Raw genomic sequence first — 24,453 nt, forward strand, 5'->3', positions numbered from 1 at the left:
CCTTAATGTAGTAAACTCCTTCGGTTTGCTTCCCCCCTCCGGCTTAAACATCAACTCATGATCAGCTTTTTTCTGTTAAAAAGGATCATGGGAGTAAACGTTAATAACAATCGCCCTTACTTCCCCTTTCGTTGTTTGAATGATATAAATCGACGTGCTAGAGGTAAACAAACGGACATTGCTAGCTTTCGGACAAAAACATTTGCAAATCTTCGTTGCCATACAAGAGGGGGACGTGCTTCTTCAACTGCTCGAGGAGCATATTCAAGCATGAAAGATTGATATTTCTGAAGTGCAATAGTAGAACGATCATTTTGTAAGAGCTGAGCCGCTAAGTTTACCGCATCAATGATGGCTGTACTAGCACCTAACCCTCCAGTAGGTGGCATCGGATGAACAGCATCTCCTATAAGTGTTATTCTTTTATTCTCCCAAGGAGATAAATGACTTGGAAACCAAAAGTGAAAGGATGCTGTCTCTTCACTAACCGAACCCTTAATCAAGTCTAGAAACCTTATATCCCATTTTCTTATTAATTGGATAGCTTCAATTTCTAGCTGCTTTGAATCCAACTCTTTAGAAGTGGTATGAAATTTATCATCAGCTGCACCTACAGACCAAATGACATAAGGTTCCTCTATTGCATCTAACGACTTTATCAATGCGTTATCATCCCCAGTAGATTTAGGGTCATGTAAAGTTAGAAACATTCCTATCCCACCTGGTCCAATTGCAAATGAAGGTCCCTTGAATAAATCAGAATAAAGAACAGATCTGACATGTTCAGTTAACATTGTTTTTCCCGCAATAGCGGTTACCCCAGCAGTCTGTGCAGTTTCCCGTCCTAATAACTGGCGGGCTACTGAAGAATGTACGCCATCCGCACCAACTAAGATATCTACCTCTTCGCTTTTTGCATTTGAAAAGTGGATCACGACACCTGATTCTAAATTTTCATAGTAAGAAAATTTAGCCCCCCAACGAATGATGCCTTCTAACTCTGCAGCTAAGATTTTACGTAAGGGAAGCCTGCCGATCATAAGGAGGTCTTCTTCATCTGTTTGACGAAAATGAAACTTAGTCTTTCCTCGGTGGTCAAGAATTGAAAACTGTTGGAATGATTCTGGCCCTGTACCACTTGCCTTTAGCGCTTGTATAAATTTACTTGGAAGTCCCTTATGAATAGCTTTAAGAGCTTCCTCACTAAGATGCAACCGATAACCACCCGTTTTTAAAGGTGATGGGTCTTGATCGAAAAGGACAACTTCTATATTTTGAGCACAAAGTGCTTGAGCCGTGTAAGTCCACCTATCCCCGCTCCGATAATTCCTACCCGCATGCCCATTCTCCTTCACACCATATTTGAATCTTTTTGAATAACTTATTCTACAATAGACTCATTTAATGAACCTTTTCGTCTGTCCAAAATCACTATGGGGCAGTAGAGAGTATAAATTCCCTTCGTCTTTCCATATTGGACTATCACCTGCAGTAAAACGGTGATACCAATTACCCCAGGTCAGCAGTGTAAACATAATAGCAACCTACAACCAGGATCATGAGCATGATAACGGCCAGCCTAATGTAACTCCCCAATCCCTAAGAATAGTGTCGCGTCCTTTCGAGTAAAAAACGTATCGAAAAAGGGATACGATCAAAAACATCTCTATTTTCATTTCGCTTTATTGTTCGATAAAGAACGATGAGGGAGAATAATAAGAGAACATGAAGATATATTATTCGGTAAATGTTATAATCCAAGCACTGTTTAGAAGAAAGTTGATAGGAATGAATATCTGAGTGTTAGGATATATGCTCGCTTTTTTACCACGTACAAATAGACCTTTCCCAGATAAACAGGAATGCATAAATGAGCCCCCTGGTGGCAAGACCTTCACTTCTCCATATTCGTCTATAATGATACATATGTTAAAACCCAAGGATAAAATGATTTCCTTGAGGCCCTCGAGAAATTGTTTCATCACTTCAATCGTTTTTCATTCGAAGGAATGATTTTAAAAAACGCTCTTTCTTGGGATGCAGAGATACACTCTCTTTTGTAGTGAAATGATCGTTCAGGGGACCCCCCGAGAAATTTTGAATGGGACATTCTCAGACATCTGGACACTCATAATTGCCGGCGAGATACAAACCATCGTCATCCGAAACCATAGTAATTATGATAAAATAAAGGTAAGACATTGAGCGAGCGATGTGAAAGGAGCTCTACTTATGAATAAACTTGTACTCGTAGATGGGAATAGTGTGGCGTATCGCGCTTTCTATGCATTGCCCCTTCTTTCGAATGATAAAGGAGTTTACACAAATGCTGTCTACGGTTTTACGACGATGCTGTTAAAAATTTTACAAGATGAGCAGCCTACCCATATGCTGATTGCTTTTGACGCTGGGAAAACCACGTTTCGGCATGAACAATTCGAAGACTACAAAAGTGATCGCCAGAAGACACCGCCGGAGCTGTCTGAACAACTTCCGGTGATTCGGGAAGTATTAGAATCATTTACCATTTCGGCTGTTCAAGTCGAATTATATGAAGCTGACGATATTATCGGAACGCTTGCTAAGCGCGCTGAAGAAAAGGATTGGCAAGTTCGTATTTATACCGGGGATAAAGATTTACTTCAACTTGTGAGTGATCAAACGAGCGTCGCCATTACCCGCAAGGGGATTACAAATGTTGATTGGTATGATCTTGCTGCGATCCAAGAACGATACGGTATACCGGCGACACACATTCCCGATATGAAGGGGCTTGCTGGGGATTCGTCGGATAATATCCCTGGTGTTCCGAAGATTGGAGAGAAAACGGCACTGAAATTGTTAACCACCTATGGCGGGATTGATGAGGTTCTCGCCCATGCGGATGATGTTTCCGGACCGAAGATGCGGGAGCGGCTCAAGGAGTATCGGGAACAGGCACTCATAAGCAAACAATTAGCAGTTATTCACCGAGAAGCGCCTGTTGAAATAGAATTGGACACCCTTTCTTATACCGGATATAGCAGTACAAAGGTGCGCCAGCTTTTTAAAGAGTACGGTTTTAACTCCTTAATGAATCAAATCGCAACGGATGAAGATAGCTTAGAGGAAGAAGAAGCAGGATTAGAAGACTTTGAGTTTTATCACAAAGATGAGGTAGTTGAAGACATGCTTACTTCACCTGCTGCGTTAACCGTTGAAGTGCCTGCTGAGAACTGCCATAACGCTGATATATGGGGCATTAGCATCGTGAATCAAAACGGAGCTTTTACCATTCCTGTAGAGACAGCTTTACGATCCGAAGCTTTTCAAAACTGGCTAGCCGACGAAGAAGAAGAAAAGTACGTATTTGATGCAAAGAAGATGATCGTAGCTTTAGGTTGGAAAGACATTGAGGTGAAAGGAGTTTCGTTTGATACACTCATTGCTTCCTACCTTTTGGATCCTTCTTTATCGGCTCATGATATTGCGGATATTGCCGGGCGCAGGGATCTACAGACCGTATTGACTGATGAAAGTGTTTATGGAAAGGGAGCAAAGTTTGCAAAGCCTGATGCACCTGCACTTAACGATCACCTCGCGCGTAAGGCTGCAACCATATGGAAATTGAAAGATCAACTTGCTTCTGAGCTGGAGGAGAATGAACAAAGTGAATTATTTACGACGTTAGAGCTGCCATTGACACTCGTACTCGCGAATATGGAACTCCAGGGAGTCGCCACAGATGAGAAGCAATTGCTTAATATGGGGGAGGAGCTTGACGAGCGCTTGAGTACTCTTGAAAGTGAGATTCATTCACTTGCCGGGGAAACCTTTAATATTAACTCACCGAAACAACTAGGACCTATTCTGTTCGAGAAACTTGAACTTCCGGTTATTAAAAAAACGAAAACGGGATACTCCACCGCTGCAGACGTTCTTGAGAAGCTTGCAGACAAGCACGAGATCATCCCGAAACTCTTACATTACCGGCAAGTCATGAAATTGAAGTCAACGTATATCGAAGGCTTACTCAAAGTTATCCATAAGGATACGAAAAAAATTCACACCCGTTTTAACCAGGCTCTTACGCAAACGGGGCGTTTGAGTTCTGCAGAGCCGAATTTGCAAAACATCCCGATTCGGCTTGAAGAAGGCCGAAAAATCCGTAAAGCTTTTGTTCCTTCTGAACCTGATTGGGTCATGCTTGCCGCAGATTATTCCCAAATTGAATTGCGCGTGCTTGCTCATATGTCCGGAGATGAAAAGTTAAAAACGGCTTTTCATGAAGGGAAGGATATTCACACACAAACGGCGATGGATGTGTTCGGAGTTGATATAGGTGACATTACCGATACGATGCGCCGTCACGCAAAAGCAGTGAACTTTGGGATCGTTTATGGCATTAGCGATTATGGATTGTCGCAAAGCCTTGGGATTACACGAAAGGAAGCCCAATCATTTATTGATGCTTATTTCGAGAGTTATCCAAAGGTGAGGGCGTATATGGATGAAGCGATTCTTCAGGCTCGAGATGAAGGGTACGTTACAACGCTGCTTAAACGCCGCCGTTATCTTCCCGATATCAACAATCGCAATTTTAATCTACGAAGCTTTGCGGAGCGAACAGCGATGAATACACCCATTCAAGGGACAGCTGCCGATATCATTAAAAAAGCGATGGTTGATGTTGCTGATGCATTAAAAGATAAAGACTTACAAAGCCGTTTACTTTTGCAAGTCCATGACGAACTTATTTTCGAAGTTCCGCCAAGTGAAGTCGAACAAATGCAGAAGCTTGTAGCTGATAAAATGACAGAAACGATTAACCTGAATGTACCTCTTCTTGTTGATGTCGAACAGGGAAGTACATGGTATGAAGCGAAATAAGGAGAAACATCAGTTATGCCAGAGTTACCAGAAGTTGAAACGGTAAGAAAAACGTTAACCAGTCTCGTGAAAGATAAACAAATTGTGAATGTCGAAGTCGGCTGGCCAAAGATGATTAAAGAACCGGGCGATGTGGATGCCTTTCGGTTTTTACTCGGGGGGCAATCGATCCAAAGCATTGATCGCAAAGGGAAGTTCCTGATTTTCAAACTAGATGATTACGCGCTCGTGTCCCATCTTCGTATGGAAGGGAAGTATCAGGTAGGGAATAGTGAACCGCCGTGCAAACATACCCATGTTCGTTTTTTCTTCAGTGATGATAGTGAACTGCGTTATCGGGATGTACGCAAATTCGGGACGATGCATCTGTTTCCGAAAGGAACGGAATTTAACGTCGCGCCATTAGCGAAGTTAGGGCCAGAACCCCTGGAACATTCCTTTACGCCGGATTATTTACAGCAAAAATTTGCAAAGACGACTCGTAATGTGAAAGCGGTCTTGCTCGATCAATCTATCGTTTCAGGACTTGGAAACATTTATGTTGATGAGGCTTTATTCCGGGCAGGGGTTTATCCAGGGAAAAAGGCTGCTGATCTGGATATGGTATCTACGGCACTTATTCACCAGGAAACAAAGGAAACGCTTTCTGCTGCTATCGAAGCGGGAGGTTCTTCCATTCGCTCGTATTTAAATGGAAATGGTGAAATGGGATATTTTCAACAACAGCTGTTTGTTTACGGGCGTAAGGGAGAAGTTTGCAAGAGGTGTAAGAGTGAAATCGAGCGCACAGTCGTTGCTGGGCGAGGTACGCATTATTGCCCAAGTTGTCAAACATAGAAATGATGTACATTGGATAGGCTCTTGTCATAGGCTATTTTAAATAGATAGCTGGAGGGAGCCTGTTACAATGGAAGGCTGGATTGCTTTGCTCGTCATTGCTTTTGCAGTAAGTATCGATGCCTTCGGTGTCGGGATGACTTATGGGATGCGCAAGCTTAAAATCTCGGCTTTACCGATTATTATCATTGGATTATGTTCGTTCATATCCGCGTTATTGGCAGGATTGTTTGCGGAAGCTGTTTTTCAATATATACCTATTCAATTCGGTGATTATTTAGGCGGTATCATTCTCATCGTGATCGGGATTTGGGCAGTTTTCCAAGCGATGCGTCCGAAGGAACAGGCCGGCCCGGTCGCCGTACGAAAAAAAGTAAAAACCGAAGGTACCATGTTTAATTGGGAAATCAAGAAGTTGGGACTCGTTATTCAAGTGTTACGGAAGCCAACGACTGCTGATATGGATGGCTCAGGAACCATTTCCATAAAGGAAGCGATGCTTCTCGGATTGGCCCTTGCATTGGATGCGTTTGGGGCAGGGTTTGGAGCGGCAATGCTTGGCTACTCGATTGTATCTTTTGCCATCCTCGTCTTTATCATGTGTTCGCTGTTTTTAATTCTTGGCAAAAACGGCGGTTTCAAGCTTGCAGATAAGAAGGCATTTGAAAAACTGGCCTTTGTGCCAGGTTTGCTACTTCTTTGTATCGGTGTATTTAATATGATGTAAAAAAAGAGGGATCGTATGATTATTGGCCTGACGGGCGGAATTGCTAGTGGAAAAAGTTTACTTGCACAGTATTTAAACGACTGGGGGTTTCCGATTGTAGATGCTGATGTTATCGCTCGTGAGGTCGTGGAACCTGGAAAACCTGTCTATAAGCAGCTGCAATCCTTTTTTGGAGAGGAAATTTTTCATGGAGACGGAACTTTGGATCGTAAAGCCCTTGGTCGTATTGTCTTTTCTGATCAAGAGAAGCGAGATCAGCTTAACCAAATGATGCATCCAGCGATTAATGAAGAAATGATGAGGCAAAAAGAAGATCTTATAGCACAAGGGCATAAGACGCTCGTTTTCGACATCCCTCTTCTTGTAGAAAATGGAAGGACGAACATCGTCGATTACGTCTTACTCGCTTATGTGGAAGAAGATGTTCAACTCAAACGCTTAATGGAACGGGACAGGAGTTCGGAGGAAGAAGCCCTTAGCCGCATCCGTTCGCAAATGCCATTGGAAAAGAAAAGGAATCATGCGGATGCGATCGTGGATAATAGTGGTCATCGGAAAACTTCAAAGGAACAACTGGCGCACATTCTGGCTGAGTGGGGTATCGATGTAAATGTTTAAGCAACAACACCATTGTGTTGTTGTTTTTTTATTTGTATGGAAAAACATCGTACAAGCGAAAATTATATGATATACTAATGACAACAACAGCGCTAATTAGTATATCATAATTAGGGGGCAATCGAATATGAGCGCAAAAGTAGCCATTAATGGCTTTGGTCGTATCGGCAGAATGGCATTTCGAAAGGCTTTTTTAGATCATCAGCTAGAGATTGTTGCTGTGAATGCGACCTATCCTCCACAAACGCTCGCACATTTACTCAAACATGATAGTATTCATGGACGTTTTAATGCGACGGTCGAGGCGACAGAAGAAGCCATGATCGTAAATGGGAAAGAAGTAAAGGTATTACAATCCAGAGACCCGGTAGCTTTACCTTGGAATGAATTGGGCATCGATATCGTCATCGAAGCTACGGGTAAGTTCAATACAAGAGAGGGTGCAGGTTCCCATATCGAGGCAGGGGCTAAGAAAGTGGTCATTACAGCTCCGGGGAAAGACGAAGATGTGACAATCGTTATGGGGGTGAATGATGAGGATTATGATGATGAAAAGCACCATATTATTTCTAATGCTTCATGTACGACGAACTGTCTTGCACCTGTCGTTAAAACATTGGATAAAGCATTTGGCATTGAAAGCGGTTTGATGACGACCGTTCATTCATACACAAACGATCAAAAAAATATTGATAATCCTCATAAAGATTTACGGCGGGCCCGTGCATGTGGCCAATCGATAATTCCAACATCAACGGGGGCAGCAAAAGCCATCGGTATCGTTCTTCCTCATCTAAAAGGGAAGTTGAATGGTTCTGCTTTGCGGGTGCCGACCCCCAACGTGTCTCTCGTTGATCTTGTCTGTGATCTTGACGAGGAGGTCACTGAAACGGAGGTGAACGACGCTCTGCGTTCAGCATCAAACCAGGATTTAAAAGGGATTCTCGGCTGTTCTGATGAACCTTTCGTTTCCATCGATTACAACGGGGACGAACGTTCCTCCATTATCGATACATTATCAACAATGGTGATTAATAAAAAACAGGTAAAAGTCCTTGCTTGGTATGACAATGAATGGGGCTACGCCTGCCGAGTCGTTGACCTTGTTCAGATGATCGCTGAAAAGGTATCACGAAGATCTACGGTGAAAGGATAGAATTTCCAATAACAAGCATGTAAAACCTCTATTTCTTTGGCGATAGAGGTTTTTTAAGATGGTTTCAAAAAGGACAAACAAAGCCGGGTATTGCTCGAGTTCAGGTTATCGCCGCTCTCAAAAGAGTGTTAATTTATGCTTGAAAGCTGAAGAATAACTCCTTTGCCCTTCAATCGTATGTGGCCATCAAAGTAAAGGCTTTTAAAAATAAATACAAGTTTCCTCCATATAAAAAGGCCTGTTTCATTTTCTAAATAGGAATGAAGAGTCATATAATGACACAAACCGAGAGAGGGGCTGGTATGATTGAAACTGAAATACGTACGTTTTAAACGAAAATCTCAAGTTACGATTCCGCCTGATATAGCTGAAACGTTAAATCTTCAAGAAGGGGACGAATTACAGTGTCGATTGGAAGATGGAAAAATTGTTATGATACCTATGTTTTCATCCAGTGTGATTAAGCGTGGCTTGGGAGGGAAAAATGGCAAAAAGAACAAGTTGAAAATCAAAACATTCTCATGAAACAGTCTTTTGTAAACCATCTTTTTGAAAACTAAGGCCTAGGACTGACGCCTTCTCTATGGATTATGTTACCTCAGCCCTGCTGCGCACCTACATTCAGCGCGGGGCTCCATTTTTTCGGCGGAATCATAGCGGAATTCGGCGCACAGGTACAATAATTCGGCGTTTCGGCCTGGGAATTCGGCGCACAGGTACAATAATTCGGCGTTTCGGCCTGGGAATTCGGCGCACAGGTACAATAATTCGGCGTTTTGGCCTGGGAATTCGGCGCACAGGTACAATAATTCGGCGTTTCGGCTTGGAATTCGGCGCACAGGCACAATAATTCGGCGTTTCGACCGCGGAATTCGGCGCAAGAACAGCTTTTCGTGAAGAAATTATTTCCGTTAAGGTAAAGATTTCCGATGAAGAAATGAAATAATCTAGTTCAATCAGCCATGACTGATTACTAAAAAAATTTTGACGGCCCGCATCGGAAATATGCGGGCTTTAGGTGTTGGGGGCAAAGCACCAGGAAGTGTTCGAACCGTTGTAGTGTAAAATATCTTCATGGAAGATAAAGAGATTCAACGAAAATTCCAACGTCTTTTCATCACTTTCAAATAGGGTGGGTGGAATGGTATGATATAAGCAATAAGCTGTAAAGGTTCGTTAATGTTAAGAAAGAAGTGGAGATGATTCGATGCGTTGTCCGGCCTGTCAATACAATGGCACCCGCGTACTCGATTCGAGACCGCACGAAGATTCCAAGTCCATTCGCCGCCGCCGGGAATGCGAAAATTGTGCTCATCGTTTTACGACATTCGAGGAGGTAGAAGTCACCCCGTTAATTGTCGTGAAAAAAGATGGAAATCGTGAAGAATTTAGCCGGGAAAAAATGCTTCGGGGATTGATACGAGCGTGCGAAAAGCGCCCGGTCGCCCTTGAGACTTTGGAAGCTGTGGTTCATCAAGTAGAAAGCGAGTTGAGAAGTGACGGCGAACGAGAAGTGTCAAGCGATGTTGTAGGTGAGCGGGTAATGGCGCATTTGGCAAAGATCGATGATGTGGCATACGTTCGTTTTGCATCTGTTTATCGGCAGTTTAAAGATATAAATGTTTTTATTAGTGAACTAGAAGAACTAATGAACCAAAATAACGGAAACGGTACAAAAGAATAGAATCAGGGGAGAGGAAGTTGGACAAGCTGGATTTTGTCCATTTTAAGTGTGTATTCAAAAAGGAGGACAAAAAGAGCCGAAAAGTTTTCGAAAATGTTAGCTTATCGCCGATGGCGTTCTAGACGTGCTTATGCTCTTGAGTGCAAGGAAGCTCGTCTCGAGTACTGGCCTCCTGCAGTTTTCCCGGACGTTTTGAACAACCGCTTTAACCTCTCTTTTTACTCACATCAAAGAAAGCAGGTGTCGCGCATGGGATGGTCATGGAAACAACTCCTGCCTGTGGATGGTTTTTGTGTGCGCATGACACATTATAGTGCAGATACAGATAAAAAGGTTCTGATGCAACTCTATCAACCTCTGATTGGGGCCCAGGCGATCAATCTCTATCAGACGTTCTACTATCGACTTGCCCGAGATACCTATCAATGTGAAGGATCTACGCATCATGAACTTATGATGACTACGGGGGAAGAATTGACCAACATTTTGGAAGCACGGCGCAAACTGGAAGGAATCGGTCTATTAAAAACGTATGTAGCGAAAAGAAACGAAAATGAGGATCGCCAATTTACGTATGAGCTTCTCCCGCCTATGTCTCCCCAACAGTTTTTTGAAGATGATGTACTGAGCGTTTTTTTATATAATCGAATCGGGAAACAAAAGTACCGCCAGATCCGAAAACAATTTCTCATACCCAAAATGTCAGGGGAATGGGGTGAAGTGACGGCCTCATTCAATGAAGTGTTCACTTCCTTGCATCCTTCTGAGCTTATTCCCACTTCTGAGCAAATGGAAGAAAGGGCGAATGGGCAAATGGTGACAAGAGCCGGGGGAAGTGGAGTTTCTGTTGAGGAAGGCGATTTTGATTTTGAGTTGCTGTATTATAGTTTACCATCGTTTTTTAATCGGGATCAGATTCTTAGCGAGCAAGTGAAAGAAGCCATCAGACGACTTGCTTTTGTATACCGTGTGGACCCGGCATCGATGAGTCAACTGCTTCAGCAAGCATTAGTAGGTGATGAAGAGGTTGATATTAAGCAATTGCGGAAAAAGGTTCAAGAATGGTACAGGATGTCTTTCGGTCAAACCCCGCCTGCCCTTGGCTTAAGATCGGATCAGCCTAACCCCCCTAACAAGGAAAAGGAAACAGTTCCGGAGGGACCGATTGATAAAGAGGAATCAGCGATTCAATATTATGAAACGATTCCGCCTTTAAATCTTCTGGAAAGTTTCTCTGACGGGGCTGTGGTTTCACTCTCTGATGCAAGGCTAGCGGAATCGCTCCTTTTTGATCATCAATTGCCTCCGGGTGTGGCAAATGTGTTGATTGATTATATGATGCGTGTCAATGATCGAAAGCTCGATGCAGCTCTCGTTCATAAAATTGCCAGTCATTGGTCTCGAAAAAAATTGAAGACTGTAGAAGATGCCATGGAATTAGCAAGACGTGAACATAAAGAAAGACAGCAGGCAAAACAACCTAAGGATAAGCGCCAAAATCAAACAGCGGCAAAACAGAAAAACCAAACGAAACATCGTTCTCAGCATAAGGAACGGTTACCGAAGTGGTTAACCGGTGAGGTTACAGAAGTAAGTGATGAAGAGAAGCGCGAGCGCGCAAATGAAGCACGTGAAAAATTTCAGGCACTCTTGCAGCAGGAGCGAAAGGGATGACGAATAGATGGAACCAATACAGTCGTCATTAAAAAAATATATGGAGGATGCTGGCTGGGAAGGTCGATTGCAGCAGCTTCAGGATTCGGTTCTCTCTGAAAAACGGGTTCACGACTGGTTGCATAGACACCAGGAGGAACTCGTCGACGGAGCTGTTCAGCAAGGGATGGCAGCACTCTATGAATACAAAAATTCCTGGAAGAACTGTGATCAATGCCCTGGGCTTGAGAAATGTCCGAATCCGATGCCGGGATATCAGCCCGAGCTGTACCCCGAACATGGCCAAATTCAAATGCGCTATCACCCTTGTTCCTTAAAAATCGCCGCAGATCGTCAAAAAAAGCAGGAAGCTCTCGTGAAAAGTATGTATGTATCAGCAGAATTTAAAAAAGCTTCCTTTGAAAATGTTGAGACGGATGAAACCGATGGAAGAGCCATTGCTGCGCATCAAGCTTTTGAGTTCGCTCGTGAAGCCAACCCCGGAGAGGATGGGCAAGGGCTTTACTTACACGGGATGTTTGGTGTCGGAAAAACGTATATGATGGCCGCGATCGCAAACAAACTAGCAGACCGTCACATTCAATCTTTGCTCGTGTACGCACCTGAATTTTTTCGGGAAATGCGCCAGGCCATCGGGGAGGGTACCGTTAACGAAAAAATCGATGCTGTGAAAACAGCTCCAATACTCATGCTTGATGATTTAGGGGCAGAAACGATGTCGAACTGGATTCGAGATGACGTGCTTGGTGCCATTTTGCAATATCGAATGACGGAAAAGCTGCCCACGGTTTATACGTCAAATTGGGATTACGAAGAGCTGGAAGAACATCTCGCGTATTCAAACAAGGGTGGAGAAGAGAGAATGAAGGCGAAACGTATCATGGAACGCATTCGTCCATTTACGAGCGAACTTTATCTAGCTGGTCGGAATCGCCGAGAGACGTAATTTTTTCTACCAATCTTTGAATCATTCGTCAATCATTGAGGTCATGTGATACGATAAGAGAGTAAGTCGATTCAGGAATCGTGTATGAAGGAGGATGCATCATGAGTGTCGACGCGATATTAGATAAAGCCGTCGCAGGTGAACGACTCACGATGGATGATGCTGTTGAGTTATATGAAAGTGATGAGAGCGAGCTGGAGAAAATTGGAGCAGCCGCCGATCAGGTCATGAAGAAATGGCATCCAGAGCCGATAACAACCTTTGTGATCGGTCGTAATGTCAACCATACAAATTTATGTGATACTTATTGCAGGTTTTGTGCTTTTTACCGTCCTCCTGGTCATGAAGAAGGATATGTCCTTTCTGATGAAGAGATATTAAGCAAAATCCAGGATACTGTAGACGTGGGCGGAACAGAGATTTTAATGCAGGGAGGAACGAACCCCGATCTTCCTTTTAGCTACTATACGAATCTTTTACGAAAGATCAAGCAGCATTTTCCAAATATAACGATGCATTCATTTTCTCCGACAGAGATCTACAAGATGGTTGAAGTCTCTGGATTATCATTGGAAGAAGTGCTTCAGGAATTAAAGGATGCAGGACTTGATTCTTTGCCTGGCGGTGGTGCGGAAATTTTAACTGAATCCAACCGCAAAAAAGTGAGCCGATTGAAAGATACCTGGACCGAGTGGATTGATTGCATGAAAAAGGCAAAAAAAGTGGGGATGCATGGAACAGCCACAATGGTGATTGGTTTTGGGGAATCCTACCGGGAGCGGGCTTTGCACTTACAACGTGTACGTGATGCTCAAGATGAGGCCAATCCATTTCTTGCCTTTATTTCTTGGACATTCCAGCCGGATAATACACGTATGAAAGGCGAAAAAATCTCGTCGAACGGATATTTGAAAAACGTAGCGATTTCTCGTTTGTTCCTCGATAATATCCCGAACTTCCAATCTTCCTGGGTAACGATGGGGCCGGAAACAGGTAAACGCTCGCTACACTTCGGTTGCAATGATTTTGGCAGCACAATGATTGAAGAAAACGTTGTATCTTCTGCTGGTGCTACGTATAAAGTGAATAATAACCGTGCACTTGACATCATTCGCGAAGCAGGTAAAACCCCGGCGGTTAGGGATACGAAGTATAATACGCTGCACGTGTTTGCGGAAGATGAACGGGCGAAGAAGGATTTCGTTATGCAAAATTAAATGAAATGATGATTATGAAAAACCCCGTGAGTGGTGCTCGCGGGGTTTTTTATGCGCGATAGGAGATCATGAGCGGTGTTGAGGGGTGAGCAAGCGAAATTGAACGCTTCCAAGCAATACTTCCCTGTATCAGAAAAATGAGACATGAAATGGGTGGCTTGCCCATACACATGTTAGCAGACTGAATGACGTACATAGATGCGGCATCAATTTCGGTAGAGTTTGAGGAGGGAATGCGCTTGCTAGCGATTGAGTTTATGCACGGACAAGATTGTGCACGTGTGTATAATCGTGTGAAAAAAGAGCTTTCGATGTTAACAGCAGTTTCGTCCTTTTCACTAAAGATGTACAAAGCAAAAGACGTAATTCATTGTGAATATGAAGGTTCAGATTTGGAATGGGAACATGGAGTACGGCCTTATATGGCAGCGGTTTTAACCGATGATATTGTTCAAAGATATGAGGTTACTCTAATTGAAAAGCTTATCAAGGAGCGTTACCATTTCCGGGACCCCAATGAGCGCGAGCAGATTATGGAGCTGGCTCGAAGTCTGCTTGCGGGCGAACGGCCGGAGGTTCCAGAAGCACGAAAATCCAGCGAAAGAAAGACGGTATTGTATCATGCAATTTATGACCACTTGAGCCACCGGTCGGTTTTTTATTGGAACCCGTTTCTGACATTTTGTACCGGAAATTATGAGCGGTATTTGAAACGACTTGCTGAAATTGTGATTGAAGAATATCAAATGGAACAGGAATACCAAACAGTAGTAGATTCACTACGATCACATGTGGAAAAAGCATCCGCGATCACAAGTGAGCTTCATCTATGGTATGAAAGCCGGGACTACTTTTTGCTTGTGGACCAAGATGGCGATGAATGGGGCCCTCCCTCACGACTGCAATATATTAAGGCGGAGCTGGTGTTTGAGGAAGGTTTACAACCTTCGGAGATGATCATAAGCCCGATTGCAAGCATTGCTCCAAAACGCCTTTATATCTATACAGCTCAGGATGACGGAGTGATTCAGACACTCCGGACTATCTTTCAAGAGCGTATCCATGTTCGTTCATTTGAGCATTGGTTACAATAAAGGAAAAAGGGTACTACGGGACACGGGACGTAGTGCTCTTTTTGTTTTTCTTCGGTGCCTGCCACTATAATTTTTTATATAAAAATTTTAAAAGGAATGATCCAAATAACCTTCAATTACGTAGTACTAGGTGAATAAATCAAAAGGCATCGTGCCCAAAGGAGTGTATAATCATGAAATTTAAGCAGGTCTTTGTGTTGGCCATGAGCTTGCTGTTACTGGTACCGTCCTTTGCTATGGCGGCCGATCATGAGAATGAGGAGCAAGATGGTTCTGAGCATGAAGGAGAGCACACAGATGTAGCAACACCTGCTGGCGATTTAAGAGCAGAATTGGATTACCTGTTTTCTGAGCACGCGTATTTAGCGATTGTTGTCATGCAAAAAGGCATTGATGAGTCGGAAGATTTCGAATCCACTGTTAATGCCCTTGATGCAAACACTGAGGATTTGACTGAAGCCATTACAGACGTTTATGGCGAAGAAGCCGGTCAAACGTTTCATGAAATGTGGAGCGATCACATCGGATTTTTTGTTAATTATGTAGAAGCAACGGCCGAGGATGATGAAGAGGGTCGTCAGGAAGCGTTAAATCATCTTGAACAGTATCGCGATGATTTCTCTGCATTTCTTTCTGAAGCTACAGAAGGAGATCTTCCTGAGGATGAGCTCGCTGAAGGATTGCAAATGCACGTCGATGATCTGATTGAGGCGTTTGATCATTATGTTGAAGGTGATTACGAAACGGCCTACCAAAGCGTAAGAGATGCATATATTCACATGTTTGATGTAAGTGAAAACCTATCACGAGCGATTACAGAACAATTTCCGGAAGACTTTGAACACACAACGGTTGATACACCTGCCGTGGAACTTCGCTCTGAATTGAACCATGTCTTTTCAGAACATGCAGCTTTGGCCATCTTGACGATGCAAAAAGGCATTGACGGTGCGGAGGACTTTGATACGGCAGCTTGGGCCTTGGATGAGAATACAGCTGATCTAACTGCAGCTGTTGAATCAGTTTACGGACCTGAAGCGGGAGCGGCTTTCCAGGAGATGTGGGATGAACACATCGGTTTCTTCGTCGATTACGTCAATGCCACTGCAGAGGATGACGAACAAGGGCGCGAAGAAGCTTTAAACCATCTTGAAAACTACCGGGACGACTTCTCAGCATTTCTTTCTGAAGCGACTGAAGGAAACTTGCCTCAGGAAGATTTGGCTAATGGACTGCAAGCACACGTGGATCAACTCATTGGTGCATTTGACGCCTATGTAGAAGGGGATTTTGAAACCACTTACGATCAGGTACGCGAAGGCATTCACCATATGTATATGCCCGCTGAAGGGTTATCGGCGGCCATTGTAGCCCAGTTCCCTGAAGACTTTGCTGGTGAAGAGATGCATGAAGATGGAGAAACTATGCCTGATGAAATGCCGCAAACGGGCATGGGCGGAGCAGCCTCTGGTGACTCTGGAACAGCTATGATCTGGATCACCCTTGGAGCGTTACTCGCGGTAACAGCAGGATTCTTCGTTCGTCATAGACTCGGGAAAGAACAGTAAGAAGGAATGAAGAAGGTCTCCCCTTCTTCATTCTTCTTTAAGGTAGGTACAAATTTTTATATGATAAGAGAGGAGGGGCATTCATGATACGATTGAAAAAAAGAATTTTAACCATTTTATCGATCAGTATGTTCGCTCTTCTGCTCATTGGTTTAAGTACGGGTCCATGGAGTCAAATGCTTCCCTTTGGGAGCGTATTTAACACGGAACAGGAGGTCGATGGTCCTTCACAAGATGATCGCTCCGGCGTTTCTTTTGAAGATCGTAACCTATCCGGGGAATTTCATCGGTTAGATGAGATCACCAACGCTATTCAAGCTCAAGAACCGGACCAAGAGGATGATGGAATCATTCCGGCATCGATTGAAATTCCAGCTATTGATGTAAAAGCCGAGATTGAACCTGTGGGCATCCTAGATAACGGGCAAATGGGCGTACCTTCAGAAGCTGAAGGGGTAGCATGGTTTGAGCCTGGCGCAAACCCTGGAGAAATAGGGAATGCTGTTATGGCAGGACATGTAGACAGCACAACGGGGCCAGCGATCTTCTTTGATCTAGATGAATTAGAATCGGGAGATGAGATCATCATTACCGATGAGGATGACAGAAGCTTCATATTTACGGTTCAAAATCAGGAAAGCTATCCTCATGAAAATGCTCCTATGGAAAATATATTCGGAACTTCCGAAACACGAAATTTAAACTTGATAACATGTACGGGAACCTTTAATCAGGAGGAAGGAACGCACGACGAACGACTTGTTGTCTATACGGAATTAAATGAAGCTCAAAGCGATATCGAACAGAAAAATGATTCATCAAATCCTCCAGATTCACCGACAAATGTAGAAGTCGACGGTTCATTTATTACCTGGCATGCCGTGGATGAAGAAGACATTGTTGGTTATCGGGTCTATCAAGGGGACTCCATTGAAGAAAGCGAATTTGAACATGTGGAGAGTGTCTCACCCCATGAACGAAAAAGATCCCCTGCCAATCACGGAGATTCTACCGATAGTATCTATTATGTCACTGCCGTTGACGTCTACGGTCAAGAGTCGGACCCTTCCGAACTTATTCAAATTGAAAGATAAATTCTACAGGCCCTATGACGTGCTGCAGGGCCTTTTTTCTGCTGATATAGTGAAATGTTAACGATTTCTGTCATTGATAGTATGAATTTACTGATATAGTATAGTTGTAGATTTATTCTTGCAGAATGGTCACCCTATGAGGTGTCCACATTTTTGTATGTATCTCTTTGAATTTATTACAACAAACAAGGAGTCACGTCTATGGGGAAACCTACGGATAAGGAGCTGTACGAACGCATTCAAATGAAGGACAAAGCAGCGTTGGAATTGATGTATGATCGGTATGAAAAGTTGTTGTACTCTTTGGCCTACCGAATTACAAAAGATCCTCATTTCTCGGAAGAAGTGATGCAAGATGTTTTTATGAAACTTTGGAACGGAAAAGGAGCAGGGCAGTACAATGAGGATAAAGGAAAATTCTCAAGCTGGTTGTTAACTGTTACACGAAACACTTCTATTGATTTGCTTCGTAAAAAGAAAGAAGTTGAATATCAATGGGATGAACGTGATTCGTTACAAGAAGAGATACCAAGTGTTGAAAAAGAAGTTGAAGATCAAGAAAAAAGGGATGAGCTTACTGAAGCGATGGACACACTCCCTGATGAGCAGCAGCGTATGATTTACTTATTTTATTTTCAAGGTCTTTCCCAGCAAAACATATCAAAAGTATGTGAACTTCCAGTAGGAACGGTAAAAGGAAGAATTCGCTTGGCATTAAAAAAGCTTCGGGAAAACCTTGCAACAGAAAGGAGGGTCGACCATGGAAAATAAACGGTGTGATTATCTGATTGATTATTTTAATGGCCTTCTCTCCGAAAATGATAGCCGTCAATTTGAACAACATTTGCAGCAATGTGAGGATTGTCAGAAGGAACTACAAGAGTTTAAAGCGTTAACGGAAGATCTCCCGCTTCATATGAAACAGGTCGATCCTCCTGAAGGGATGAAAGATCGAGTTCTGGATCATGTGATGACGAACGATCCTGTACCATCAAACCAGTTCATCAAAAAGAAAAATTCAAAGCTACCGATATGGTCTGGGGTGTTGGCAGCTGCATTGCTTTTGTCTGTTGGTGTTAATATCTATACTACAGTAGAGATGCAGCAATTGTCGTCGGAAAATGAAAATTTAAATGCCCAACTTTCAGATGCTCAACTGGCTATATCTGAATTGCAAGAGGAACAAGAAGACGAGGAAGACACTGGTGTAGCTTCACCAGAACAGACAGCTAGCCTTGTGCCGTTAGAGGAAAACGGATTTACAGGTATGGCAACAGTTACTGATAACGGAGAGGGTCCTGAATTGCTTGTACAAGTGCAAAATATGGAAGCGTTGCATGGAGATGAGGTTTACCAAGTTTGGTTAATTGAAGAGGAAACGCCAGTAGCGTCCGGATCTTTTGTGATCGATGAACATGGAGTCGGAGGCGTCTCTTATCATATGAGTGGAGAAATGGAACAAAACTGGGAATCTGTGGCTGTTTCAAAAGAACCTCAACCTGGAAACGAACAACCAGAGGGTGAAATCTTGTTGGAGTCTGAACTATAAGCAAGCCGCATCCTTGTTTGGTTAATCCGGTGTACCTGAGGAATCATCCAATACTTCCGCAAGCTACTGCTTAAATGAGGTCAATCGTACTACAAGGTAACATGTAGTATTGATTGACCTTTTTAGGCAGGTTAAGAAAGTATAACTCAACTTTCTTATCTGCATAAGTGCAACTAAGGCTTTCTAATGATTATCGTATTTCGAGCATGATGTTTACCGCATCAATGAAATCATTTGTTACAATTTAGATTATTGAATAGCTCACTTAAGCAAAAGGAGATGGACATGGATACTTTAACGATTACGGAACTTTACACTGAAAAAGAAATCATCGAAGCTTTTCCAATTATGCGTCAACTACGCACTCATCTTGACGAAAAAGAATACATGGAATTGGTGTCTGAGGCTAGAGAAAAAGATATGTACAGAATGTTTGCTTTATACGATCAAGGAGATATCGTTGCTGTTATTGGATTTAAGCCTATGATCACCCTGTACTATGGACGATTTGTTTGGGTTTGTGATTTAGTTACGGATACTCAAAGGCGTTCAAAGGGGTATGGGGAAAAGCTTCTATCGTTCGTTCATGACTGGGCAGTAGAGCATAATTATGAAAGTGTTGCTCTTTCATCAGGTTTACAACGTCATGATGCGCATCGCTTTTATGAAGAGAAGATGAAGTATGGAAAAGCCAGTTATGTTTTTAAAAGATCATTGAATGAATGAGGCCGAGAGAGCCTAGAAAGGGCCGAACCACATGGGGATAAAAATTGTTCCGAATGACTAAGATCATTATCTCGAAGAGGATGGAGTATGATATCGTTATTTCGAAGGGACGAGCTTACGATGTCAGGTCAAGTATGGATTTCAATATACAATCCTCCGTAACACGACCGGTGCAAAAGTGGAACAACGGACAAATCATAATAACAAACCAAAATAATGGCATAAGTAAGTTCATTAAAGGTAGGGGAAAACCGTTGTAAACAGTTAACATCATTAATGCGTGTTATCGAAGTCTAAAGAAGTAGGAGGATTTGCTAATGAATGTAAAAGCTGGTCAAGTCATTACATTTGAAAGAAGTTTTACAAACGAAGATGTCGCAATGTTCACAAAGGTGTCTTTGGACGAAGGCAATCACCATACCACGCCAGATGAATTAGGAAAGCTTGTTGTTCAAGGATTACTGACTGCTACACTACCAACAAAAGTTGGTGGGGATTATAATGTAATGGCTCGTACGATGAATTTTGAGTTTATGAGACCTGTGTTTACTGGAGATCAAATATTATGTGAAGTGACCATTCAAGAACTTGAAAAGAACGAAAAGGATAGAATTTCTATTAAGTCAACATTTCTATGTACCAATCAAAATAATAAGCAGGTGTTAAGTGGAAACTTTGCAGGTGTTATATTATAAGCATAATGATGATAAGCGAAGAAGGAAATGAATGACTACGTTAGCATTACCACCTAAGTATAAGACGGAGGGGGATCAATATGAACGACAACTTCACAATGATCAATGAACCGCCGAATCCAATTGAATATAACGATTTGCGTTTGGAGGGTGGTATAAGTGGGAAGTCACAAGAAGCTGCAACAGTCGGTTTAGAAAATTCATTGTATGCAGTGTGTATCTACGACGAAGAAACATTAATTGGGATGGGTCGTGTTATCGGTGATGGTGGGGCTTTTTTTCAGATCGTCGATATCGTCGTAAAACCAAGCTATCAAGGACAAGGACTAGCAAAGGTGATTATGGGAGAACTCATGAATTTTCTAGACCAAAACACGTATCCCGGTTCTTATGTAAGTCTGATAGCTGATGGTGCAGCTGACAAACTTTATGAACAATTTGGATTTAACTATACTTATCCTAGGTCACAGGGGATGTTTAGAAAATATTAGATATGGGTCTTCTTCAACCGTGCGCTTTTATCAACGAATGATATCTTCCATAATTTAGGTAAGGTTCATGAAGAAAACCAAGAATCAATGCAACGTCGTGCGGTTGATCACGATTTTGGCCGAGACCACGTCACTCCCTGTGGTATTCTGAGTGTGACGAATGATCACGTCGACGTCACGTTTACAGACACGAAGGTAACCGTGTATGGTTGACTGTTTCAAAGCCTATTGCTGAAACAAGATTTTCAATACGTCGATACCTTGATCATTCACGCGGATAACGGACCGGAGAATCATAGCCGCTGTACACAGTTCATGACGCGAATCATAGAATTTGCGGTCGAGTATCTGGCCTACGATCCTCCCTATCACAGCAAGTACAATTCGGTTATGACAAGGAGCCCCATTGATATGAACAACCTCCACAGCAAACATATAAAAAAGAATCTCGCTAAACCAAATGTGACCATCAATTTAAAATTAAAAATGATCTTGCTCATTTGCGCATTGATTCTAGGAATGTTTGCGATCGTAGGGCTTTTTGTCCATTATTTTTTTACCGACTCTTTAGAAGATCAAATGGGAGAACGTGTGTTAAATGTGGCGCGAAGTGTTGCGCATATACCGGAACTGCGGGAAGCGTTTGCTGAAGAAGATCCTGCCTCGATCATTCAACCCATTGTTGAGCCTATCAGAGAAGACACGGGGGCTGAATTCATCGTCGTAGGGAATACGGATGAGATTCGTTACGCCCACCCTCTCCCGGATCGAATCGGGGAAAAAATGGTTGGGGATGATAATGATCGTGCGTTAATTCATGGAGAAACCTATGTCTCTAAAGCCGTTGGTTCCCTGGGTCCGTCAATGCGAGGGAAGGTGCCCGTTTTTTCAGACGATGGAGAGATTATCGGCGTGGTTTCCGTCGGTTTTTTGGTCGATGACATTCAAGGCATTATTGGAAATTATACGGAAGGATTATGGTATATTTTGTTAGCGACCGTTACCGTCGGGATTTTGGGGGCTGTGATGATTGCCCATTATATCAAAAAAACACTATTTGACTTGGAACCTGAAGAGATTTCCCACTTGTTTTTGCAAAAAGAAAGCATTCTACAATCCACCCATGAAGGCATCATCGCTGTCAATCAAAAAGGGCTAATCACGTTAATGAATCAGACCGCGCAACGTCTGTTTTTGTCAAACAAAAAACAGACGGAATCGTATATTGGCAAACACATACGGGACGTTCTCCCGGATACGAGGATGCCGGAAGTGCTCGATAGTGGTGAAAGTCAATACGACCAGGAAATGTTGATCGGGAACCATAGCGTTTATGTTAACCGCATTCCGATCTTTTATGAAGATAAGATCATTGGCGCGGTGTCTTCTTTTCGTGACAAAACTGAAATTGAACGATTAACAAAAGAACTGAGGAGAATCAAACAGTATACCGACGCTCTTCGGGCGCAAACACATGAGTTCTCGAATAAATTGTACACGATTTCGGGGCTTTTACAGTTGGATCAAAAAGAAGAAGCGATCGCGTTAATTCAGAAAGAAAGCTGTACGCAACAAGAGTGGATCCAATTTCTGATTCAAAAAGTGCCCGATCCGATGATCAGTGCTGTGTTGCTCGGCAAACTGAATCAAGCGAATGAACTGGGAATCGACATGACCTTCCACCCGGAAAGCAAATTAACGTATCGCTTATCAAAAAAGAAAAAAGATGCGCTTTTAACGGTATTGGGCAATTTGCTGGAAAATGCATTGGAAGCGGTAAAAAAGGAACCGGAGCCAAAACGGAAAGTAAGCATCTTCTTTACGGATTTGGGCAACGACCTCGTGTTTGAAATTGAAGACTCAGGTCCCGGCATTCCGCCAGCATTGTGGGATCAAATTTTCAATCAAGGTTTTTCGACAAAAGAAGGTTCGCATAGAGGCATTGGACTCGCTTTAAGCAAACAGATGATATCGGAAATCGGCGGCACGGTTTTGCTTGAAGATGGCGAGTTGGGAGGAGCCTGCTTTGTCGTCACCATACCTAAACAGGAAAACACAGAACATGTTCCAGGTGGGATAAAATGAATGAGAGTTACAAGGTTCTTATCGTGGAAGATGATTTCCGGGTAGCGGAAATCAACCGACAGTTTATAGAAAAGATGGACGGATTTACAGTGACGGGAATGGCAAAAACCGGAGAAGAGACGATCGAGCAACTAAATAACAGTCAAACATTACCCGATCTCATCTTGCTCGATGTGTACATCCCCGATGTTGAAGGGCTGGAACTATTATGGACCATCCGCAATCACTATCACGAAGTGGATGTGATTATGATGACCGCTGCAAAAGAAGTGTCCACAATTGAAGAATCATTACGGGGCGGAGCCTTCGATTACATCGTGAAACCCATCGAGTTTGAACGTTTTGCATGGACACTTGGGCGTTATGATCGGCAGCGAAGGATGCTCACCGAAAAAGAAGAGATGGATCAAGCAGAGATCGACCATTTAATCGGATCAGCCGCTGCCAAACAGACGTCAGTGCCTTCCGATCATGAGCTGCCTAAAGGCATTGATGAAATTACTTTAACTACCATTAAAGATATATTGAAGAAAACGAAAGATGAGGGCATAACAGCTGCAAACCTGGGTGAGAAAATAGGGGCGAGCCGGTCAACGGCGAGACGCTATCTCGAGTATTTGGTATCGATCAATGCGGTGAAAACCGAGCTTAAATATGGGGATGTAGGCAGGCCGGAGCGGCGTTACATTTTTTCATAAAGTGTAACTTCCATCAGAGAGGGGGGTTCATCATCCCCCTCTGATGGTTCGTTGAACAAATGGGGGATTACCACCGGGATAAAAAATGTGTAGCACACCTTTGCCTGTAGCCTTAACTGTGAGATGTGTTTTTGGGCACGTCATCGGATCTCCTTCTTTACATTGTAGTGGTAACATACCCATCAACATTAACTCTGGTGTTCATGGCTGTGAACAATCCGCTTGTTCTTATAAACGTTAACTATACCCATTTAAAAAGGAGAAGAGATGATGACGGAAACGTTAATCAATGCCACCAATGGTTTAACTGCATTAGCATTCTTCGCTTTCGTAATATTAGTAATTCTGATAAAGAAAGAAGGTAAAGATGAAAGAGCTCAATATTTAGGCTATAGACTGTTTAGTTTCTTATTTACATTTTTACTCGGAGGGTTGGCCTTAATCCTCTTCGTCACAGCTTGGAATCCGTTGGATTATATTTCACTAAGAATGTCGATTACTACATTGATGTCATTGAATATATTCGTTGGTTTGGGTTATTGGATATATATGAGCAAAAAGGTATAGGGTGCTTAGATCAATCAGGGTAGTGTGTCACAATATGTATTACCCTTCGAGTTGATCGTTTTCCACACCAGGGTTTCCATGATTTCCTTCATCTCCGGTGTATAGCGGCTTAAGGCAAAGGTTTTTGCTTCTACTTTTTTTCTTTATGCTCGTAACCG

At 42.9% G+C, this 24,453-nt stretch carries 22 protein-coding genes and 1 pseudogene; 22 read left to right on the plus strand and 1 reads right to left on the minus strand.

Annotation, left to right across the window (positions count from 1 at the left end; genetic code table 11):
• Nucleotides 1-116 precede the first annotated feature (116 nt).
• Entirely contained in the window at nucleotides 117-1,214 is a 1,098-nt protein-coding gene (locus HNR44_RS00735; RefSeq protein ID WP_184402222.1) for an FAD-dependent oxidoreductase, read from the minus strand.
• A gap of 1,018 nt (nucleotides 1,215-2,232) precedes the next feature.
• Here HNR44_RS00735 and polA point away from each other — a divergent pair.
• The 22 genes and pseudogenes from polA to HNR44_RS00840 all read left to right on the plus strand — a co-directional run bounded on the left by polA (nucleotide 2,233) and on the right by HNR44_RS00840 (nucleotide 24,295).
• On the plus strand, nucleotides 2,233-4,869 hold the full coding sequence (gene polA, locus HNR44_RS00740) for a DNA polymerase I (RefSeq protein ID WP_184402223.1): 2,637 nt from the start codon (nucleotides 2,233-2,235) through the stop codon (nucleotides 4,867-4,869).
• Between the two features lie 15 nt (nucleotides 4,870-4,884).
• Nucleotides 4,885-5,706: a DNA-formamidopyrimidine glycosylase gene (mutM, locus tag HNR44_RS00745; RefSeq protein WP_184402224.1), complete on the plus strand. Its 822-nt coding sequence runs from the start codon at nucleotides 4,885-4,887 to the stop codon at nucleotides 5,704-5,706.
• A 70-nt stretch (nucleotides 5,707-5,776) separates the two neighbouring features.
• Nucleotides 5,777-6,433: a sporulation membrane protein YtaF gene (gene ytaF / locus HNR44_RS00750; RefSeq protein WP_184402225.1), complete on the plus strand. Its 657-nt coding sequence runs from the start codon at nucleotides 5,777-5,779 to the stop codon at nucleotides 6,431-6,433.
• Nucleotides 6,434-6,448: 15 nt separating this feature from the next.
• The gene (gene coaE / locus HNR44_RS00755; protein ID WP_184402226.1) at nucleotides 6,449-7,051 is read left to right on the plus strand and encodes a dephospho-CoA kinase; all 603 of its coding nucleotides are present in this window, start codon (nucleotides 6,449-6,451) and stop codon (nucleotides 7,049-7,051) included.
• A gap of 127 nt (nucleotides 7,052-7,178) precedes the next feature.
• Nucleotides 7,179-8,207 (plus strand): glyceraldehyde-3-phosphate dehydrogenase, encoded by a 1,029-nt coding sequence (locus tag HNR44_RS00760; protein WP_184402227.1) that lies wholly within the window; start codon nucleotides 7,179-7,181, stop codon nucleotides 8,205-8,207.
• Between the two features lie 306 nt (nucleotides 8,208-8,513).
• Nucleotides 8,514-8,732, plus strand: coding sequence for an AbrB/MazE/SpoVT family DNA-binding domain-containing protein (locus HNR44_RS00765; RefSeq protein ID WP_184402228.1), 219 nt, complete (start codon nucleotides 8,514-8,516; stop codon nucleotides 8,730-8,732).
• A gap of 682 nt (nucleotides 8,733-9,414) precedes the next feature.
• Complete coding sequence (gene nrdR / locus HNR44_RS00770) at nucleotides 9,415-9,891, plus strand: transcriptional regulator NrdR (RefSeq protein ID WP_184402229.1); 477 nt, start codon at nucleotides 9,415-9,417, stop codon at nucleotides 9,889-9,891.
• Between the two features lie 249 nt (nucleotides 9,892-10,140).
• A complete protein-coding gene (locus tag HNR44_RS00775) occupies nucleotides 10,141-11,565 on the plus strand; it encodes a replication initiation and membrane attachment family protein (RefSeq protein WP_184402230.1) in 1,425 nt (474 codons plus the stop codon).
• A gap of 7 nt (nucleotides 11,566-11,572) precedes the next feature.
• Nucleotides 11,573-12,511: a primosomal protein DnaI gene (gene dnaI, locus HNR44_RS00780; protein ID WP_184402231.1), complete on the plus strand. Its 939-nt coding sequence runs from the start codon at nucleotides 11,573-11,575 to the stop codon at nucleotides 12,509-12,511.
• Between the two features lie 101 nt (nucleotides 12,512-12,612).
• Nucleotides 12,613-13,728, plus strand: a complete 1,116-nt coding sequence (gene mqnC / locus HNR44_RS00785; RefSeq protein ID WP_184402232.1) for a cyclic dehypoxanthinyl futalosine synthase — start codon at nucleotides 12,613-12,615, stop codon at nucleotides 13,726-13,728.
• A 239-nt stretch (nucleotides 13,729-13,967) separates the two neighbouring features.
• On the plus strand, nucleotides 13,968-14,822 hold the full coding sequence (locus HNR44_RS00790; protein ID WP_184402233.1) for a putative sporulation protein YtxC: 855 nt from the start codon (nucleotides 13,968-13,970) through the stop codon (nucleotides 14,820-14,822).
• A gap of 173 nt (nucleotides 14,823-14,995) precedes the next feature.
• Complete coding sequence (locus HNR44_RS00795) at nucleotides 14,996-16,390, plus strand: copper amine oxidase (protein ID WP_184402234.1); 1,395 nt, start codon at nucleotides 14,996-14,998, stop codon at nucleotides 16,388-16,390.
• 83 nt (nucleotides 16,391-16,473) lie between these two features.
• On the plus strand, nucleotides 16,474-17,484 hold the full coding sequence (locus HNR44_RS00800; protein ID WP_184402235.1) for a class F sortase: 1,011 nt from the start codon (nucleotides 16,474-16,476) through the stop codon (nucleotides 17,482-17,484).
• A 201-nt stretch (nucleotides 17,485-17,685) separates the two neighbouring features.
• Entirely contained in the window at nucleotides 17,686-18,255 is a 570-nt protein-coding gene (locus HNR44_RS00805; protein WP_184402236.1) for an RNA polymerase sigma factor, read from the plus strand.
• Nucleotides 18,245-19,033: an anti-sigma factor gene (locus HNR44_RS00810; protein ID WP_184402237.1), complete on the plus strand. Its 789-nt coding sequence runs from the start codon at nucleotides 18,245-18,247 to the stop codon at nucleotides 19,031-19,033. Before HNR44_RS00805 ends, HNR44_RS00810 begins: the two co-directional genes overlap by 11 nt.
• A 285-nt stretch (nucleotides 19,034-19,318) precedes the next feature.
• Nucleotides 19,319-19,759, plus strand: coding sequence for a GNAT family N-acetyltransferase (locus HNR44_RS00815; protein ID WP_184402238.1), 441 nt, complete (start codon nucleotides 19,319-19,321; stop codon nucleotides 19,757-19,759).
• 317 nt (nucleotides 19,760-20,076) lie between these two features.
• Nucleotides 20,077-20,454 (plus strand): hotdog family protein, encoded by a 378-nt coding sequence (locus HNR44_RS00820; RefSeq protein ID WP_184402239.1) that lies wholly within the window; start codon nucleotides 20,077-20,079, stop codon nucleotides 20,452-20,454.
• Nucleotides 20,455-20,534: 80 nt separating this feature from the next.
• Nucleotides 20,535-20,945 (plus strand): GNAT family N-acetyltransferase, encoded by a 411-nt coding sequence (locus HNR44_RS00825; protein ID WP_184402240.1) that lies wholly within the window; start codon nucleotides 20,535-20,537, stop codon nucleotides 20,943-20,945.
• Between the two features lie 234 nt (nucleotides 20,946-21,179).
• Nucleotides 21,180-21,335, plus strand: a pseudogene (locus tag HNR44_RS17970) (ISAzo13-like element transposase-related protein); the annotation flags it as partial.
• A 21-nt stretch (nucleotides 21,336-21,356) separates the two neighbouring features.
• Entirely contained in the window at nucleotides 21,357-23,030 is a 1,674-nt protein-coding gene (locus HNR44_RS00830; RefSeq protein ID WP_246406891.1) for an ATP-binding protein, read from the plus strand.
• On the plus strand, nucleotides 23,027-23,728 hold the full coding sequence (locus HNR44_RS00835) for a response regulator (protein WP_184402242.1): 702 nt from the start codon (nucleotides 23,027-23,029) through the stop codon (nucleotides 23,726-23,728). The genes HNR44_RS00830 and HNR44_RS00835 overlap by 4 nt, the downstream gene beginning before the upstream one ends.
• A 267-nt stretch (nucleotides 23,729-23,995) precedes the next feature.
• Complete coding sequence (locus HNR44_RS00840) at nucleotides 23,996-24,295, plus strand: hypothetical protein (RefSeq protein ID WP_184402243.1); 300 nt, start codon at nucleotides 23,996-23,998, stop codon at nucleotides 24,293-24,295.
• Nucleotides 24,296-24,453: the final 158 nt, after the last annotated feature.

It is taken from the genome of Geomicrobium halophilum (assembly GCF_014207655.1).
Classification (GTDB): Bacteria; Bacillota; Bacilli; order Bacillales; family Marinococcaceae; genus Geomicrobium; species Geomicrobium halophilum.